This is a genomic window from Pseudomonas sp. Leaf59, from assembly GCF_920984685.1.
Taxonomy (GTDB): Bacteria; Pseudomonadota; Gammaproteobacteria; order Pseudomonadales; family Pseudomonadaceae; genus Aquipseudomonas.
The window spans coordinates 22,333-39,474 of the sequence record NZ_CAKLBR010000017.1 but is presented as its reverse complement, the minus strand read 5'-3'; the positions used below and the strand labels follow the sequence as shown (position 1 = coordinate 39,474).

Annotated in this window: 16 protein-coding genes and 1 pseudogene; 10 read left to right on the top strand and 7 right to left on the bottom strand. The window is 61.2% G+C overall.

The window, feature by feature from the left end; genetic code table 11:
• Window positions 1-50: 50 nt before the first annotated feature.
• From LUB09_RS17675 to groL, 4 genes are all read left to right on the top strand, one after another.
• Window positions 51-782, top strand: coding sequence for a HugZ family pyridoxamine 5'-phosphate oxidase (locus LUB09_RS17675; RefSeq protein ID WP_231423209.1), 732 nt, complete (start codon window positions 51-53; stop codon window positions 780-782).
• A gap of 66 nt (window positions 783-848) precedes the next feature.
• On the top strand, window positions 849-1,325 hold the full coding sequence (locus tag LUB09_RS17670; RefSeq protein ID WP_209984393.1) for an FxsA family protein: 477 nt from the start codon (window positions 849-851) through the stop codon (window positions 1,323-1,325).
• Between the two features lie 242 nt (window positions 1,326-1,567).
• Window positions 1,568-1,864 carry a co-chaperone GroES gene (locus LUB09_RS17665; RefSeq protein WP_003175874.1) on the top strand — a complete coding sequence of 99 codons (297 nt, stop codon included), beginning with the start codon at window positions 1,568-1,570 and terminating at the stop codon, window positions 1,862-1,864.
• Between the two features lie 50 nt (window positions 1,865-1,914).
• Entirely contained in the window at window positions 1,915-3,561 is a 1,647-nt protein-coding gene (groL, locus tag LUB09_RS17660; RefSeq protein ID WP_057007219.1) for a chaperonin GroEL, read from the top strand.
• A 75-nt stretch (window positions 3,562-3,636) separates the two neighbouring features.
• On the opposite strand, the gene LUB09_RS17655 is transcribed toward groL, so the two are convergent.
• On the bottom strand, window positions 3,637-5,586 hold the full coding sequence (locus LUB09_RS17655; RefSeq protein ID WP_209984390.1) for an LTA synthase family protein: 1,950 nt from the start codon (window positions 5,584-5,586) through the stop codon (window positions 3,637-3,639).
• A gap of 201 nt (window positions 5,587-5,787) precedes the next feature.
• On the opposite strand from LUB09_RS17655, the gene colR reads away from it, so the two are divergent.
• From colR to LUB09_RS17630, 5 genes are all read left to right on the top strand, one after another.
• Complete coding sequence (gene colR, locus LUB09_RS17650) at window positions 5,788-6,471, top strand: two-component system response regulator ColR (protein ID WP_003175870.1); 684 nt, start codon at window positions 5,788-5,790, stop codon at window positions 6,469-6,471.
• A complete protein-coding gene (locus LUB09_RS17645; RefSeq protein WP_209984387.1) occupies window positions 6,461-7,747 on the top strand; it encodes a sensor histidine kinase in 1,287 nt (428 codons plus the stop codon). The genes colR and LUB09_RS17645 overlap by 11 nt, the downstream gene beginning before the upstream one ends.
• A gap of 155 nt (window positions 7,748-7,902) precedes the next feature.
• Window positions 7,903-8,583 (top strand): class I SAM-dependent methyltransferase, encoded by a 681-nt coding sequence (locus LUB09_RS17640; protein ID WP_057007217.1) that lies wholly within the window; start codon window positions 7,903-7,905, stop codon window positions 8,581-8,583.
• Between the two features lie 4 nt (window positions 8,584-8,587).
• Complete coding sequence (locus LUB09_RS17635) at window positions 8,588-9,307, top strand: lipopolysaccharide kinase InaA family protein (protein WP_209984385.1); 720 nt, start codon at window positions 8,588-8,590, stop codon at window positions 9,305-9,307.
• Window positions 9,304-9,531 carry a hypothetical protein gene (locus tag LUB09_RS17630; protein WP_057007215.1) on the top strand — a complete coding sequence of 76 codons (228 nt, stop codon included), beginning with the start codon at window positions 9,304-9,306 and terminating at the stop codon, window positions 9,529-9,531. Before LUB09_RS17635 ends, LUB09_RS17630 begins: the two co-directional genes overlap by 4 nt.
• A gap of 311 nt (window positions 9,532-9,842) precedes the next feature.
• On the opposite strand, the gene LUB09_RS17625 is transcribed toward LUB09_RS17630, so the two are convergent.
• From LUB09_RS17625 to LUB09_RS17615, 3 genes are read right to left on the bottom strand one after another with little or no spacing between them, the layout of a single operon-like run.
• Window positions 9,843-10,940: a DUF1513 domain-containing protein gene (locus tag LUB09_RS17625; RefSeq protein WP_231423240.1), complete on the bottom strand. Its 1,098-nt coding sequence runs from the start codon at window positions 10,938-10,940 to the stop codon at window positions 9,843-9,845.
• 2 nt (window positions 10,941-10,942) lie between these two features.
• Window positions 10,943-12,007, bottom strand: coding sequence for an imelysin family protein (locus LUB09_RS17620; protein WP_231423207.1), 1,065 nt, complete (start codon window positions 12,005-12,007; stop codon window positions 10,943-10,945).
• A gap of 31 nt (window positions 12,008-12,038) precedes the next feature.
• On the bottom strand, window positions 12,039-13,466 hold the full coding sequence (locus LUB09_RS17615; protein WP_231423205.1) for a di-heme oxidoreductase family protein: 1,428 nt from the start codon (window positions 13,464-13,466) through the stop codon (window positions 12,039-12,041).
• A gap of 140 nt (window positions 13,467-13,606) precedes the next feature.
• On the opposite strand from LUB09_RS17615, the gene LUB09_RS17610 reads away from it, so the two are divergent.
• Window positions 13,607-14,170 (top strand): NAD(P)H nitroreductase, encoded by a 564-nt coding sequence (locus LUB09_RS17610; protein ID WP_209984376.1) that lies wholly within the window; start codon window positions 13,607-13,609, stop codon window positions 14,168-14,170.
• A gap of 167 nt (window positions 14,171-14,337) precedes the next feature.
• On the opposite strand, the gene LUB09_RS24105 is transcribed toward LUB09_RS17610, so the two are convergent.
• The 3 genes and pseudogenes from LUB09_RS24105 to LUB09_RS17600 all read right to left on the bottom strand — a co-directional run bounded on the left by LUB09_RS24105 (window position 14,338) and on the right by LUB09_RS17600 (window position 17,017).
• The gene (locus LUB09_RS24105; RefSeq protein ID WP_416350659.1) at window positions 14,338-15,093 is read right to left on the bottom strand and encodes a methyl-accepting chemotaxis protein; all 756 of its coding nucleotides are present in this window, start codon (window positions 15,091-15,093) and stop codon (window positions 14,338-14,340) included.
• Between the two features lie 102 nt (window positions 15,094-15,195).
• A pseudogene (locus tag LUB09_RS24100) lies at window positions 15,196-16,335 on the bottom strand (PDC sensor domain-containing protein); the annotation flags it as partial.
• A 268-nt stretch (window positions 16,336-16,603) separates the two neighbouring features.
• Window positions 16,604-17,017 carry a YbaN family protein gene (locus LUB09_RS17600; protein WP_231423202.1) on the bottom strand — a complete coding sequence of 138 codons (414 nt, stop codon included), beginning with the start codon at window positions 17,015-17,017 and terminating at the stop codon, window positions 16,604-16,606.
• Window positions 17,018-17,142 lie beyond the last annotated feature (125 nt).

Below are 17,142 nucleotides of genomic sequence, written 5' to 3'. Positions count from 1 at the left end.
AGATCCATTCCCATAAACCATGGGCAGCGGAATACACGAGGAGTCATACGTTGAGCGCGCAGGTTGCCAAAAATGCCCGAGAGCTGTTGCTCAAGGAATACCGTGGGGCTCTCTCCACTCTGTCCAAAGCCATGCCCGGCTTTCCGTTCGGCTCGGTCGTGCCGTATTGCCTGGACGAGCAGGGCCGGCCGTTGATCCTCATCAGCCGGATTGCCCAACACACCCATAACCTGCAAAAAGACCCCAAGTGCTCGCTGCTGGTGGGTGAGCGCGAGGCGGATGATGTGCAGGCCGTGGGGCGTCTGACTTACCTCGGCGAAGCCGAAAAGCTCGAAGACGCCGCTGCCATCGAGGCCGCCGCCGAGCGCTATTACCGCTACTTCCCCGATTCGGCCAACTATCACAAGGCCCACGATTTCGACTTCTGGGTACTCAAGCCGGTGCGCCACCGTTATATCAGCGGGTTCGGCGCGATTCACTGGGTCGACCAACTGACCCTGGCCAATCCGTTCGCCGGCAAGACCGAACGCAGCATGATCGAGCACATGAACAGCGATCACGCCAAGGCCATTGCCCATTACGTGCAACTGGGCGACTTGCCGACCCGCGAGCCCGCGCAATTGGCCGGCATCGACAGCGAAGGCCTGCACCTGCGTATCGGCCAATCGCTGCACTGGTTGCCGTTTGCAACGCCTTGCAACACGCCGACACAAGTGCGCGAGGCCCTGGTTTCACTGGCCCATGCCCAGGCCTGGCCGAAAAAAGAGCCTGCCAGCGCTTGAATTCACACAATTGCGACGTCATCTAGGGTGGACTGGCAAGGCATTCTTGCGTTGAGGAACCATTTGATGCGCCCTTTTTTATTGCTCTTTCTGCTGTTCCCGGTGTTGGAGCTGTTCGTCTTCGTTCAAGTCAGCAGCGCAATCGGGTTTTTCCCGGCCCTGTTGCTGATCATTCTCGGCTCGATGCTCGGCGTATTGGTGCTGCGCGTCGCCGGCCTGGCCACGGCGTTGCGTGCCCGTGAAAGCCTGAACCGCGGCGAACTGCCGGCCCAGACCATGCTGGAAGGCCTGATGATGGCCCTGGCGGGCGGCCTGTTGATCCTTCCCGGCTTCATCAGTGATGCAGTCGGCCTGGTGATGCTGCTGCCGTTCACTCGCAAACGGCTGGCCGGCAAGATGCGCCAGCGTGCCGAAGAGGCTGCGATGCGCCAGCGCGCGTTCGCCGACGACCTGCAACCCCGAGGTGGCCCGGCACCGCGCCAGCCTCTTGGGCGTGAAGGCGACGTGATCGAAGGCGAGTTCGAACACCGCGACAACAAATAACGCTTCACTGACACGGCACCCTCGGGTGCCGTGTTGCTTTGGGCGGCAGATGCAAAAAAAACCGTCTCGGCCCCTTGTAATAAGCTTATGCGCCCTTATGTATCGGTCACCGAAAGGTTTTCTGGTGGCAACGCCAGACAGACTTCCGCGTCTTGCCTGGCGAGACGCGACCGGCATAGCCGGATTACAACCCGCCGGTACTGATACCGGCCGATGAAAAACACAATTAGGAGAGATCGACAATGAGCAAGCTTCGTCCTCTGCACGACCGCGTCGTAATCCGTCGCAGCGAAGAAGAAAAGAAAACCGCTGGCGGTATCGTTCTGCCAGGTTCGGCTGCTGAAAAAGCCAACCACGGTGTGATCGTCGCTGCAGGCCCAGGCAAGACTCTGGAAAACGGTGACGTACGTGCGCTGGCCGTTAAAGTCGGTGACAAGGTTGTATTTGGCCCTTACTCGGGCAGCAACACTGTGAAAGTCGACGGCGAAGACCTGCTGGTTATGGCTGAGAACGAGATTCTCGCTGTTCTGGAAGACTGATTTCCCCGCTCATTTTCCCGTTACTACAAAGTATTTAAGGAATATCGATCATGGCTGCTAAAGAAGTTAAATTCGGCGATTCCGCCCGCAAAAAAATGCTCACCGGTGTCAACGTCCTGGCTGACGCAGTAAAAGCGACCCTGGGCCCTAAAGGCCGTAACGTGATCATCGAGAAGAGCTTCGGCGCTCCGACCATCACCAAGGACGGCGTTTCCGTCGCCAAGGAAATCGAGCTCGAAGACCGTTTCGAAAACATGGGCGCGCAGCTGGTCAAAGACGTTGCCTCCCGTGCCAACGATGACGCAGGCGACGGCACCACCACCGCTACCGTGCTGGCTCAGGCAATCGTCAACGAAGGCTACAAGGCCGTCGCTGCCGGCATGAACCCGATGGACCTCAAGCGCGGCATCGACAAGGCGACTATCGCCGTTGTTGCCGAGCTGAAAAACCTGTCCAAGCCATGCGCTGACACCAAGGCTATCGCTCAGGTCGGTACCATTTCCGCCAACTCCGACAGCTCCATCGGCGACATCATTGCCGAAGCCATGGAAAAAGTCGGTAAAGAAGGCGTGATCACCGTTGAAGAAGGCAGCGGCCTGGAAAACGAACTGTCGGTTGTAGAAGGCATGCAGTTCGACCGTGGCTACCTGTCCCCGTACTTCGTCAACAAGCCTGAGACCATGGTTGCCGAGCTGGACAGCCCGCTTATCCTGCTGGTCGACAAAAAAATCTCCAACATCCGCGAAATGCTGCCGGTGCTGGAAGCTGTTGCCAAAGCCGGCCGTCCGCTGCTGATCGTTTCCGAAGACGTTGAAGGCGAAGCCCTGGCGACGCTGGTCGTGAACAACATGCGCGGTATCGTTAAAGTTGCCGCCGTCAAGGCGCCGGGCTTCGGTGACCGTCGCAAGGCCATGCTGCAGGACATCGCCGTATTGACCGGCGGTACCGTTATCTCCGAAGAGATCGGCCTGAGCCTGGAAAGCGCCACCCTGGAAAACCTGGGCAGCGCCAAGCGCGTGACCATCTCCAAGGAAAACACCATCATCGTTGACGGTGCTGGCGTTGAAGGCGACATCCAGTCGCGTATCAACCAGATCCGTGCCCAGGTTGCCGAAACTTCCTCGGACTACGACCGTGAAAAACTGCAGGAACGTCTGGCCAAGCTGTCCGGCGGCGTTGCAGTGATCAAGGTTGGCGCTGGCTCCGAAGTTGAAATGAAAGAGAAGAAAGCCCGCGTTGAAGACGCCCTGCACGCAACCCGCGCAGCCGTCGAAGAAGGCGTGGTACCTGGCGGTGGCGTTGCGCTGATCCGTGCTCTGGAAGCGCTGACCAACCTGACCGGCGACAACGCTGACCAGAACGTCGGTATTGCGGTACTGCGTCGCGCTGTTGAAGCACCGCTGCGCCAGATCGCTGCCAACTCCGGCGACGAGCCAAGCGTTGTGGTCAACGAAGTCAAGAACGGCAAAGGTAACTACGGTTACAACGCTGCAACTGGCGTCTACGGCGACATGATCGAAATGGGCATCCTGGATCCTACCAAGGTGACCCGTTCGGCATTGCAGGCAGCAGCCTCCATCGGTGGTCTGATCCTGACCACCGAAGCCGCCATTGCTGACAAGCCGAAGGCTGAAGGCTCGGCTGGCGGCGGTATGCCAGACATGGGCGGCATGGGTGGCATGGGCGGCATGATGTAAGCCAGCCTTACCCCTGTACCGAAAGCCCCGCCTGCAGTGATGCAGGCGGGGCTTTTTTATATTCAAAGTCTGCTGTCAGCGTGCACCAATGGTGGGTACCACCTCCGTTGGCGCTTTCCAGCCCAACAGTCGCTGCTTGAACCCATAGCTGGCTGCCTGATAGTAGGTGATCGCCCGCTGGATCAACGGGTCATCGCTGCCCACGCGCAACTCCAGGCTCTCGTCCAAAGCCAGGTTGTGGCGGCGCAGTCCCAGTCGCGGGCTGAGGATCGCCAGGTCCTTGCCGTCAAACAGACCCAGATGCTGATAGTTACCCACTACAACGCGTGCAGGAAGCGGATTGTCCTGCAGCAGGTTGCGGCCAAAGAATGTCGACTCATAGCTCAGGTTGATCAACCCCAACAACGTGGGCGCCAGGTCGATCTGGCTGGCCAGTTGCGCAGTTTCGCGCGCATCGATCAGCTTTGGCGCATAAATAAACAGTGGAATCTGGTAGTTGGTGATAGGCAGGTCTTCCTTGCCTGCGCTGCCAGCGGTGTGGTCGGCGACGAACACAAAGATCGTGTTGTCGAACCACGGCTTCTGACGTGCTGCTTCAAGAAATTGGCCGATAGCGTGGTCGGTGTATTTCACCGCACCGTCGCGGCCATTACCGGATTTGATATCGATGCGCCCGTCCGGGTAGGTATAGGGGCGGTGATTGGAGGTGGTCATCAATTGCAACAGGAACGGTTGCTGCCTGGCGTAATCGGCATCGGCCAGTTTCAGGGTTTGTTTATAGAGATCCTCGTCGGCCATGCCCCAGGCATTTTTAAACGAGATTTCTGCCTCGGGCACGCTGCTCTGGTCCACGACCCGATAACCGTTGCCGCTGAAAAATGCATTCATATTGTCGAAGTAACCGCGCCCGCCGTAGACGAACACGCTGTCGTAACCGATGGCCGAGAGTTGTTGGCCAAGGCTGGCGAAACCGCTTTCGCGGCCAATGCGCTTGACGATAGAGCGTCCCGGGGTAGGCGGGATGGCTAGCGTGATGGCCTCCAGTCCGCGGTCGGTGCGGGTGCCGGTGGCATAGAAGTTATTGAAGTACAGGCTTTGCGAGCGTAACGCGTCCAGGTTTGGCGTCAGATTGCGACCGTCGCCGTTGCTGCCCATGTACTTGGCGCTGAAACTTTCTATGGTCACCAGCACGATATTGGGTTTACGCAGGGTGCCCGGGTTGGTGATGGCGCGACGGATATCGAGTGGGTCTTGGCTGATGAAGCGTGCATTAGGTTCGCTGAGTTCGACACGCAATTGTTTGGCGACCACCTCAGTAGGCAAAGTCGTATAGAACTTTGGATAATCCAGTTCGTTGTTACGAAAGGCGGCAAAGAACTGATACGGTCCATTGCTTGCCAGTTCGTTGTTGTAGGCGTTGCCGCCCTGGGCGCGCGGGCTGTCCTGGCTTATCAATTGCAGACTCGCGCCGGCCACCATCATCAGGGCAAGGGCATTCAGCAGACGGTCACGCGCGGCGGGCAGCGGTGCGTGCATTGCAGCATTGAACGGTTTGCGCAATGCGACGCTGAAGACAAGGGCCAGCATCGCCAGCAGGCTCAGTAGCTTGCCGATCGGGTACGACTCCAACAGGTTGTTCAGCACCTCATCGGAGTACACCAGGTAGTCGACGGCGATAAAGTTGAAGCGCACGCCGAACTCGTCCCAGAACAGCCACTCGGCCACCGCAGTGAACAGCATCGCAAACAGACTCACCGTGAGCACCGCTTGCAGGAACCAGCGATGGCCACGAAGGCGCCACATCGCAGGCGGGCATAGCAACACATACAGTCCCAGCGGCAGGGCCGCATAGGCCAGGAACCCAAGATCGTAAAGCAGTCCCACGCCGAACACCGGCAGCAGATTGCCGCCGACCTCATTCATGTGGGTGATGAGCAGCACGCTGCGGGTAAGCAGGAAAACCAGTAACCAGGCACCGGTTATCAACAGCAAGTACCGCATAGGAGCGGTTTTGAAAAATGCCATGTCTATATTCCTTATATCGATGGGCGGCGATCTTCAGCCTGAGGCTGTGGTCAACTTGTGAAGCTATAGTGAAAATCTCGTTTGTCCATGCGATCAGTTGAAAACTGTTATCGAGCGCCGTTTCGGCTCTATCCCTCAGCCACACTTGCCCTTAAGCTGCGCGAGCCAACATGGCCGTTACCGCGTACGGAGACATTGCCCATGCGAATTTTATTGGTTGAAGACAACCGCGATATCCTCGCCAACCTGGCGGATTATCTGGGGCTCAAGGGCTATACCGTCGACTGTGCGCAGGACGGTTTGTCGGGCCTGCACCTGGCCGCGACCGAGCATTACGACCTGATCGTGCTCGACATCATGCTGCCGGGCATCGACGGCTACACCCTGTGCAAACGCCTGCGCGAAGATGCGCGGCGTGACACGCCCGTCATCATGCTCACCGCCCGCGACCAGTTGGATGACCGCCTGCAAGGCTTCAAGTCCGGCGCCGATGACTACCTGCTCAAGCCGTTCGCGCTGTCGGAGCTGGCCGCACGTATCGAAGCGGTGCTGCGCCGTGCCCAGGGTGGCGGACGCCGTGCGCTGCAAGTGGGCGACCTGAGCTACGACCTCGACACCCTCGAGGTAACCCGCGAGGGCCGCCTGCTCAAACTCAACCCGGTCGGCCTCAAGCTGCTGGCGGTCTTGATGCAGAAGAGCCCCCACGTGTTGCGTCGCGAGATCCTCGAAGAAGCGCTGTGGGGCGACGACTGCCCGGACAGCGACAGCCTGCGCAGCCACGTCCACCAATTGCGCCAGGTGATCGACAAGCCGTTTGCCAAGCCGCTGCTGCAAACCGTGCACGGCGTGGGTTACCGCCTGGCCGAGGGTCGAGATGGAGTTTAAGCAAAGCCTTGCCCAGCGGATCATCATCGCGTTTGCCCTGATGAGCGCGCTGGTGGCGGGGGCCTTCGCCATGGGCATCGTTGCCACGGTGCACCTGGTGGAAGAGAAACTCATCTCGGCCGGCCTGGGCGGCGACCTGCAGCGCCTGCTGATGATGGACAGCGTCGAAGACTGGCGCCACCGTCCCGAGCCGGACCAGCTGTTTTATTTCAGCGGCGGGCCGGGCGACTTCGAACTGCCCAAGGACCTGCGGCACCTGGAGCCGGGTTTCCATGAGGTGTTTCGCGAGTCGCTGTCGTATCACGCCATGGTCGAAGTGGTGGATGGCCGGCGCTATGTGTTGCTGCAGGACCAGAGCGATTTCGAGGAGCGCGAGCGTGTGCTGTTTGCCGTGGTGCTGGTGGGCTTTGTGCTCAGCCTGGCGCTGGCGGTATTCCTCGGCTGGGTGCTGGCGCGAAAAGTGATGGCGCCGGTGGTACGTCTGGCGCGTCAGGTACGCCACCGCGACCAGTTGCTCGGCCTGGCACCGCCCCTGGCGCCGGATTATGCGGCTGACGAGGTGGGTGAACTGGCCGTAGCGTTCGACGCCACCCTGGGCCGCCTGCGCCAGGCGCTGTCGCGCGAGCAGCTGTTTACCAGCGACGTGAGCCACGAATTGCGCACCCCGCTGATGGTGCTGGCCAGCTCCTGCGAACTGCTGCTGGAGAACCCGGCGATCGATCAGCGCGGACGCAACCAGGTGCAGCGCATTGCCCGGGCCTGTGAAGAGATGCGCGAACTGGTGCAGACCTTCCTGATGCTCGCCCGCGCCGAACACAGCGAGGAAACCATGTCGCCCCAGGTGACCTTGCCGCAGGTGGCTGAAGACCTGCTCGGGATCTGGCGCGAGCCCATCGAGCGCAAGGGCCTGGAACTCATCTACCACCCGGGCAGCCCGCTGGACACACGTTACAACACCACCTTTTTGCACGCGGTGATGGGCAATCTGTTGCGCAACGCTTTGCACTACACCGAACACGGCTTTATTCGCCTCACCCTTGAACCCAGCGGGTTCGTGGTGGAGGACTCCGGCGTCGGCATTCCCGAGGAAAAACGCGAAGCGATGTTCGAGCCCTTCGTACGCGGCACTGGCAGCGAGAAGCGCGGCGAAGGCCTGGGGCTCGGGTTGTCGCTGGTACAACGCATCTGCGAGAACCAGGGCTGGAGCGTCAGCTTGAGCACCATGGAGCCCAGCGGTTGCTGCTTTCGTGTCGAGCTGAACCCGCCCAAGCTGTAAGCGCGGCATGCAGGGGCGAATACATTCGCTCCTGCAGTTTTCAGTAACGTCTTGAAATGTATCGGAATAGACAGGACAAGTTTTTCACACTTGATTGACCTGTTGATCACAGTTCGCTGCTTAAGGTTGCAGGCATCAGTTACTGGAGACGTAAGATGCCTTCCCCAATCAAGCTTGAGTTTTCCGAAAAGTACGATGATCAGCATGCGCAGAATTATTTGCTCAAGCATCAGGACAATCTGGCGCGTCGGCTGTCCCACAAACGCGACGAACAGTTGGCACGCGGTGCACTGGCCATGGCCGGTGAGCCAGGCCTGGTGCTGGACCTGCCGTGTGGTGCCGGACGTTTCTGGCCGCTGCTGGCCGAAAAGCCCAACCGTGTGATCATCGGTGCGGACAATTCCGCATCCATGTTGAAGGTCGCAACGCTGGCCCAACCGGCGGATGTGGTGAAACGGGTACGGCCTTTGCAGACTTCAGCCTTTGATATTGATTTGCCAGACAGTTCGGTCGACAGCATTTTCTGCATGCGCCTGCTCCACCATATCGGTGACCCGGCGCACAGGCTGGCGATTCTGCGGGAGTTCCAACGGGTTACCCGTGACAGCGTGATCATTTCGCTGTGGGTGGATGGCAATTTCAAGGCCTGGAAACGCAAGCGCGCCGAGGTCAAACGTCGCAGGAAAGGTGAGCAGGACGGTTACCAAAACAGATTTGTGTTACCGGCTGCTACTGTTGAGGCAGAATTCGAGCAGGCCGGTTTCCGTGTTCAGGAATCCCTGGATTTCATCCCGCTCTACGCCATGTGGCGAGTTTATGTATTGCGCAAGAGGTAACAGGATGGCAGTTGAGTGCGTAGCAGGCAGTCATGTAGCTCCCGAGGAGCGATTTGATTATTTCTGGCGCCAGCAGGGCGAGTGGGTCGAGGAGCCCAACCGTCGACGTGGCGGTGAGAGCGGTGTGCAACGTGTCGTCAGCGCCAACGGTCGCTTGCTCTACAGCAAGCGCCAGACCGGGCATATCTACCGTAGCTGGCTGCACCCGTTCGGGCGCCCGACCGTGTTGCGCGAGCGCGATGCGCTCAAGGGCTTGCGGCTATTGGACGTGCGAGTGCCCGAGATGGTGTTCTGTGAGGCGCGTCGCGACCCCGAACACCAATGGAAAGCCTTATTGGTGACGGCCTCGCTGGATGGTTTCGACGAGATCGAAAACTGGTACGCCGCCGGCGGCCGTGAACAGTATGGCGAAGCGGTGCATGAGCGCCTGCTCAAGGAATTGGCCGAAACCCTGGCCCGCATGCATAAAGGGCGCTGGCAGCATGGTTGCCTGTACATCAAGCATGTGTTCGTAAAAGTGACAGGCGACGTCGACTCGGCCAAGGTGGAAGTGGCACTGCTGGACTTCGAAAAATGCCGCCAGCGGCTGACCGCTTATCGCGCCGCCTCCCACGACATGCTGCAACTGCGGCGCCATTCGTCGTTCAGCGATAGCGACTGGAAGAAACTGAGCTATTTTTACGAGACGGCGTTTGGCAGCGCTATCAAGGGTTTAACCAAATGAAGCTAGAAATAGCACGAGGTTTGTTTCTGGTCGGGGCGTTGGGCGTGTCAGCCCTTGCCCTGGCTGCATGGGAGCAGCCTCGGACACAGGTGCTCAGTGCAACTCAAGGCAGCGGGCAATGCCTGCTGCCGCGGGTTGCCAAGGCGAATGTGGCGGCCAGGCCCGATCACGATTTGCTGTTGTTCATGTTCGGGATGTCCCAAGGGATGAGGCCGCAAAGTTGAAGCGATTGAAACCCCCGAAAGGGCCTTACTCCGTGAGGCCCTTTTTTTGTGGGCAACGGATCTGAAATCAACGCCCATCACCTAGGGGAACGGGCTTGGTGTGGCGAGCGGGCTTGCCCTAATGCCGTTCAGTTAAGGAAAATGTGTGGGCTTATTGTGGCGAGCGGGCTTGCCCCGCGTTGGGGTGCGAAGCGCCCCCAATCGAGCAAAACGCGGTGTACCTGATACGGCTCAGCGCCTGGCTTTGGGGCTGCTGCGCAGCCCAACGCAGGACAAGCCTGCTCGCCACAGAGGCGTCGTCATGGCGCAGATCAGACCAGGTGCAGGTGGTTATCCCAAAGCCCCGCCGGCAACTCCAACGGTTGGGCGACCAGCTGTTTCTGTCGGCAATCGTAGAACCGGCAGCGCCCCTGACCTGACGTCACTACAAACCCATCCGCCACCGCTCCCACACCCGCGCAGTCAGGCAACGGTCCATCCAGGCGCAGCTCTCCGCTGTCCATGTCCCAGATAAAGAAGCGATTGCCCCGCGGCGCGGTCAACGCCACCAGGCGCAGCTCACTGTGCACGGCGACGCTGGCGGTGTAATGCCCCATCGCCTGCAACTGCTCATCGGCCACCGGGAACGCGACGAAGGGCTGACCGGGACGTTTGATCGCCAGCAGCTCGGAACGCTCCTGGGACGGCCCCATGAATTGCTGCCCGGTGAGGATGGTGCCATCGCTGGCGATGCCCATATGGCGCACGCTGTTCATCGGCTGGGCGAGGGTCTCCTTGCTGATCAGCGTACCGTCGCGCTGCATCAGCACCAGGCTCGGCTCCATGGCGTTGAGGTTCATCTCCACACGGCTTTCGGCCTCGGTGCGAATACCGCCGTTGGCCACCACCAGGGTCTCGCCATCGGGCATCCATGACACCTGATGCGGGCCGATGCCGTGGGTGGACAGCTCGCCACTGTGCACCAGTCGCTCGCCGTCGAAGCGGTACACGCCGAGCAGGCCACGACCGGGGTCGCAGGTGTCGTTCTCGGTGGCGTACAGCCAATCGCCGCCTTTGTGAATCACCGCATGGCCGTAGAAATGACGGTTGGCGTTGGCGGTGAGGGTCTGCAGCAATGCGCCATCGCGCAGGTCGATCAGGTAGCTCTCGGTGCCCGGACGACGGGCGACAAACAGCGCAATCGGCCGCGTCGGGTGGTTGATGATGTCGTGGCAGCGCTGGCCGACCTGGGTGGCAAACACCGGCTTGCCGTCCAGGCGGTAGCCCACGGCGTAGTGGTTGCCATCGGCATCATCGCGCGCCGACAGCAGCAGCGGGCCCTTGTCCTTCTGCTTGAACAATGTCCAGCCACCAAGGGTGAGGGCGCTGAGCAATACGCTGCCCACCGCCAAAGCCTGTCGCCTGAGCATCATCAGTCACCGTCATTGGCGTTGAAGCCAAGCTGAATGCCCAACGCCTTGGCCAGCTCGCCTTCGTGCAGGCGGTGGACGACGTTGAGGCTGTCGTAGAGGTCATTGAGCTGCTGGCGCCCGGCGTCATCGGCCAGCAGTTCATTGAGGGGGCGCTGGTTGCTGGCGAACAGTTTGAGCGAGGCGGCGTAGGCAGCATCGATCTTGTCGGCCAACGGCTTTTGCTCGGCCGGCAACAGACCACGCAGGCCCTTGTTGTCAACACCCACCCACACAGTGCGCGCGGCAGCGAGGCTGGCCTCCAGGCTTTGCAGGGACGACTGGCTGCGCCAGGCATCAGCCTGGAACGGCTGCGGGATGCCCTTGGTCTGACGGCCCATCGGCGTGCCGAGTTTTTTCTTCAGGGTGTCCAGCGCGGTCACCTGCACGCGCAGCAGGTCGGCGATGGCCTCGTGGGAATCGGCATAGCGCTGGTTGGGAAACTTGCTCATTTGCGCGAGCATGCCGTCGGTGCTGTTCCAGCTCGCCAGGATCTCTTCGGCCAGGGCTTTCTGACGCTCGCCGATGGCCATCAGCAGTGGGCAGTAACGGGCTTTTTGCGCGGCGTCGGCGATGTCGGTCCTGGCGTCGTACAGGATGTATTCGTAGGCCGACAGGCCTTGCACCACCACGCTGGACTTGGCCAGGGCTGCGCCGTCAATCTGCGGCTGCGCGGTCACCAGTTGTTCGACCTGGCGGCCTACCAGGTTTTTCTTGTCCGGCCAGAACTGTACCTGCCACGCGCGATTGCCTTCGGCCAGCGGGCCGATCAGCAGCGGTTGCAGCTCGGCCCAGGCTTTTTGTGCGTGGAGGAAGTCGGCGCGGGCGGTGTCCAGGCTCTCTTTGCCCTGGCAATAGGCCAGAGCGCTGACGGCCAGTTGACGGTCGGCGTCGACCCAGCGGCTGTAGGTCGGCAGGATCACCTGCTTGGCGATGGCTGCCGAGGTCACGGCCTGCGGGTCTTGCGGTGAGCAGGCGCCGAGGGCGAGGGCGGCAAGGCTGGTGAACAACAACTTGGGACGGAACATGTCGAGCTCCCTTATCGGATTGGGGCAAAGCTTATAGAGAATTCAGGAACGCCAGCAACGCGGCACGCTGCTCGGCATCAAAGGACAGCACCTGCTGCTGCGCCGGCTGTGCCTGGCCGCCGTGCCACAGCACGGCCTCAAGCAGGTTGCGGGCGCGGCCGTCATGCAGAAACTGGGTGTGGCCACTCACGGTCTGCGTCAAGCCGATGCCCCACAACGGCGGCGTGCGCCAGTCGCGGCCACCGGCCTTGAATTCGCTGCGGTGGTCGGCCAGGCCTTCGCCCATGTCGTGCAGCAGCAGGTCGCTGTAGGGGCGAATCAACTGATTGGCCAGCTCGGGCTCGGCGGCATTGGCAGCCGTCGTGAACGACGGCGTGTGGCAGCCCTGGCAGCCGGCCTGGTAGAACAGGTTTTTGCCAGCCAGCACCTGCGGCGTGTCGACGCCGCGACGCGCCGGCACCGCAAGGTTACGGGTGTAGAACAGCACCAGGCGCAGAATATTGTCGCTGACTTCCGGCTCACCCTCGGGGCCATTGCCGTTGGGCGCCTGTTTGCAGGCGACCTGAGCGTCGGTGCAGTCATCGAACGGTCGCAGGGAAGTGGTGAGGCCCATATCACCGGAAAACGCGTGAACATTCTGTTGATTGAGGTTCGGTTGCCCGGCTTTCCAGCCAAAACGGCCGAGCACGGTGGTTTGCCGGGCGTCATCCCACACCTGATTGGCGCGGCCGATGAGTGCGTCCCTGCCGGCGGTCTTCGGGTCGGTGTTGCGCAGGATATCGGCTTCGCTGATGGCTTCGAGCAGGCCCAGGCCGATCATCGGCGGGGCGATGCGTGCGGAAAAGCGCGTGTCCGGGTGCATTGGCCCATAGCCGAGCTGGGTGATCTGCAGCGCAGGCTTGCGCAGCTCGACCACCGTGCCGTCCTTGAAGGTGACGTTGACGGGCGTGTAGTCGACCCGCACCTTGCCTTCCGGCACCACGCCCGGCACGGCCATGTCCTGCAACTGGCCGCCGTACACCGGCTCGGGCACCACGCCGGCCTGTTCGATCAGCCTGGCGTAGTCCGGCGTATCCGGTAGGGACAGGCGCACCAGCATCGACACGGCGTTGGGCGCATCGGGCAGCGGCGGGTGGCCGCGTCCGTCCTTGATATGGCAGTTCTGGCAGGCATTGGTGTTGAACAGCGGCCCCAGGCCATCGCGGGCGGTGGTGGTGGAGGGGGCGATTACCCAGGGGCTGCGAAAGAAACTGTTGCCTACGCTGAAGTCCACGCGGCGCGTGGGCGACAAGTTGGCCGAGGGCAGGGAAAACGCGTTCTGGTCCCGCTTGTTCACCGTCGCTGCGCCACCGGCCCGCGCTTCGCCAGGCTCTGCCTTGGTGAACCTGGGGGCGTCGTCGCAGGCGGTCAGGCTCAAGGCCATCAATGCTGCGCACAGGCGAAAAAGCGAACGGAACATCGAGTTTCCTGAGGCGATGGCGAAAAAGGGGTCGCAAAGTCTAACAGGGCCGGGGGCAATGAATAAGAGCAATTATCGTTTGCTGGCATCGCGTTTCATTCCCGCTAGAATGACCCCACATTTTTTTCTGGAGGTGGCCCATGCAGGCTCTCGACGCTTTGCTCAATCGTGTTTCCGTGCCGCGTCTGCTGGAGCCGGCACCGACCCAGGAGCAGCGCGATGTGCTGTTCGCCGCCGCCATGCGCGCGCCTGACCACGGCCAATTGCGGCCGTGGCGCTTCCTCACGGTGGAAGGCGCTGCCCGTGAGCAGATGGGCACCTTGCTGGCCGAAGCGGCGCTGCTCAATGATGCCGAGACGCCGCAAGCGGCCATCGACAAGGCTCGGAACGGCCCCCTGCGTGCGCCGTTGGTGGTGGTGGTGATTGCTCGCCTGCAGGCGCATTTCAAGGTGCCCAAATCCGAACAGCTGCTGGCAGCAGCCTGTGCGGCCCATAGCATTTTGCTGGCGGCTTATGCGCAGGGGATTGGTGCGGTGTGGCGTACCGGGGAATTGTCGTATTCGCCGCATGTGGCCAAGGGGTTGGGGCTGGTGGAGGGGGAAGAGGTGATTGGTTTTCTGTATTTGGGGACGCCGCAGAATCCGCCGCGTAGTGCGCCCAAGGAGGATGTGGCGGCGTTTGTGCAGGGGTGGTCCGGCGTTTGACAGGGGGCACATCGGTTGCTGCGGTGAAGGCTGAGATTGGTTCCGGCGCCTCGCTAATGCTCGGTGTGCGCGCACGCCGGCCAGCAAGGTTGACGGGGCGCCGGAGATCAAAAACAGTGTGATCTCCATCAGGCAAATGGAGATCCAAATGTGGGAGGGGGCCAGCTCTACACCTTGAACTGATCCATCAACTTCATCTGCTGGCTGGCCAGGGCATTCAGTTGGCTGCTGATGGCCGCCGACTCGGTGGCCTGGCCGGTCAGGGTCTCGGTCACGGTGCGAATCGCCGATACGTTGCGGTTGACCTCTTCGGCCACTGCGCTCTGTTCTTCGGCGGCGCTGGCAATTTGCAGGTTCATGTCGCTGATCACCGTCACCGCTTCGCTGATCTTGCCCAGCGCCGCGACCGCCTGATGGATTTGCCCGGCATTGCTCTGGGCCTGTTGCTGGCTGGAGTGCATGGTCGCCACCACCCCGCGGGTGCCGCTCTGGATGCGTTCGATCACCAGGCGAATTTCTTCCACCGAGTCCTGGGTGCGCTTGGCCAGGTTGCGCACTTCGTCGGCCACCACCGCAAAACCACGACCGCTTTCGCCGGCGCGAGCCGCTTCGATGGCCGCGTTCAGGGCCAGCAGGTTGGTTTGCTCGGCGATGCTGCGGATCACTTCCAGTACCGAACCGATCTGCTCGCTGTTGACCGCCAGAGCCTCGACTTCGCTCACGGCCTTGCTCACTTCGTCGGCCAGAGTGGTGATGTCACGGGTGCTTTGCTCGATGATCGACATGCCTTCACGCGCCGACTGGTCCGCGCCGCGCGCCGCGCTGGCGGCACTGGACGCGCTGTTGGCCACGTCGTGGGCGGTGGCGCTCATTTCATTGGACGCGGTGGCCACCTGGTCGATTTCGCGGAACTGCACCTGCATGCCTTCGCTGGTCTGGCGTGCGATGGCCGATGACTGATCGGCCGTGCCTCGCGCTTCGGTGATGCTTTGCTTGATCTGCGCGATGGTCGGTTGCAGCTTGTCGAGGAAGCGGTTGAACCAGTTCACCAGTTCGCCCAATTCGTCTTTGCGGGTGTACGTCAGGCGCTGGGTGAGGTCGCCGTCGCCGCTGGCGATGTCCTTGAGCATGGCGGCCACGCTGTTGATCGGCCGGGTGACGCCGGTGGCGGTCAGCCAGATCAGCAGCAATCCGAGCAGCCCCGCGCCGACACCCACGCCGATGGACAACAGCGCACTGGCGGCCTGGGCCTCATCGATGACCCCTTGCAGCTTGGTCGAATCAGCCAGCATCACGTGCTTGGGCAGCTTGACCACCACGCCCCAGGCCTTGGCATCGGCAATCGGCTTGAACGGGTAGACCGCACGGATCGTGTCGCCCTGTTCGCGGTTGACGTGGCTGTCAGTGGCCAGCAGTTGCACGACTTCCTTGCCTTCGGCGCCCATGATTTGCGCCAGGTTCTTGCCGACTTTGCCCGGTTCGCCGCTGTAGGCCGCAATCAGGCCGGTGCTGGAGATCACCTCAAGGTGCGCGGCACCGTCGAAGAGGTTTTTTTGCGCCTCCTCGGTGGCCACTTGCAGGGCACCGAGGGCGATGTCGACACCGACCACGCCGATCACCTTGCCGTCCACGATCAATGGCTGCGACAGGGTGGTCATCAGCACCGTCTTGCCGGCGACGGTGTCTTCGTAAGGGTCCAGCAGGCAGGTGTTGCGGGTATCGCGTGAGCAGGTGTACCAAATGTTGTAGGGCGTGCCGCTGAGGTTGAGGGCGGTCTTGTTCAGATCCTCCTCGATCATGATGGTGTTCACGTCTGTGCCGCCGGCGCGGCTCCAGTAGCTGGCGAAGCGTCCTGACTCATTGGACACGCGGGCCTTGTCGCCGACGAATTCGCTGTCTTTGCCGTCCAGCCCATTGGGCTCGAACGATAGCCACATGCCCAGCACTTTGCTGTTGCGCTCGAAGGCAGTTTTCAGGCTCTGGTTGAGCTCCTCGCGCAGCGCAGCAGGTTCCAGCCCGCGTTTGGCGGCGAGGTTGCGCAGGTCCTTGACCTGGTCGACGAGGGCGGTCGCGGCGGTGAGGTTGTCGCCGAAGGTTTTCTGCAACTGCAGAGCTTGTTCAGCAGCGTTGGCCTGCAGCAGTTTCTGCACGTTGCTGGTGAGCATGCGCGAGCTTGAGTCGCTGGTCAGTTGATCGTTCTTGTCGGTCTCGCGCAGGTTGATGCTGACGATCAGCGCAATCACCCCCAACAGGCAGAGGCCGGACAGCAGCACAATTTTCAGGCGAATTGAAAGAGTGTTGAGCATGGGTTAACTCGCGAAAGGACAAAGTTGAGTGCAAACAGGACGAGCCAAGTCCATTCGGCGCTATGCCTGAAACATCGGCGTCATGAATCAATTCGTGAGGGCAAGGCGATGAGCGGTAGGAAAAAGACTACATGCCACGTTGGGTGGGGGCTGCGAGCCGTTCCGGGCGCGACCAGATCCACAGGTTGCCCAGGCCCATGCCGGCAATTGCCAGGTAGATCGGCCAGCCGTGATCAAGCATCACCAGCATCAGCAAGGCGCACACCAGCATGCTGACGGTGGCACTGACCTTGGCCCGGCGCGCGATGATTTTGCCGTTGCGCCAGTTGAACAGGATGGGCCCGAACAGGCGGTGGTTTTCCAGCCAGGCGCTGAGGCGCGGTGAGCTTTTGGTGGCGGCCCAGGCGGCCAGCAGGATGAATTCGGTGGTGGGCAACCCCGGGATTACAATCGCCACCAGGCCGATGCCCAGGCTGACGTAGGCCAGCAGGCCGAACAGGAGCTGTGCGATTTTTGAGGTGGATTGGGGTTTGCCGGTCATGTCTGTGCGCAATATAAAATAAAGCAAAAAATCAGTTTGAAATGCGAACCCCCTGTGGGAGCGGGCTTGCCCGCGAAAGCGGTGGGTCAGTCAACATCAATGCTTGCTGGGCCGACGTCTTCGCG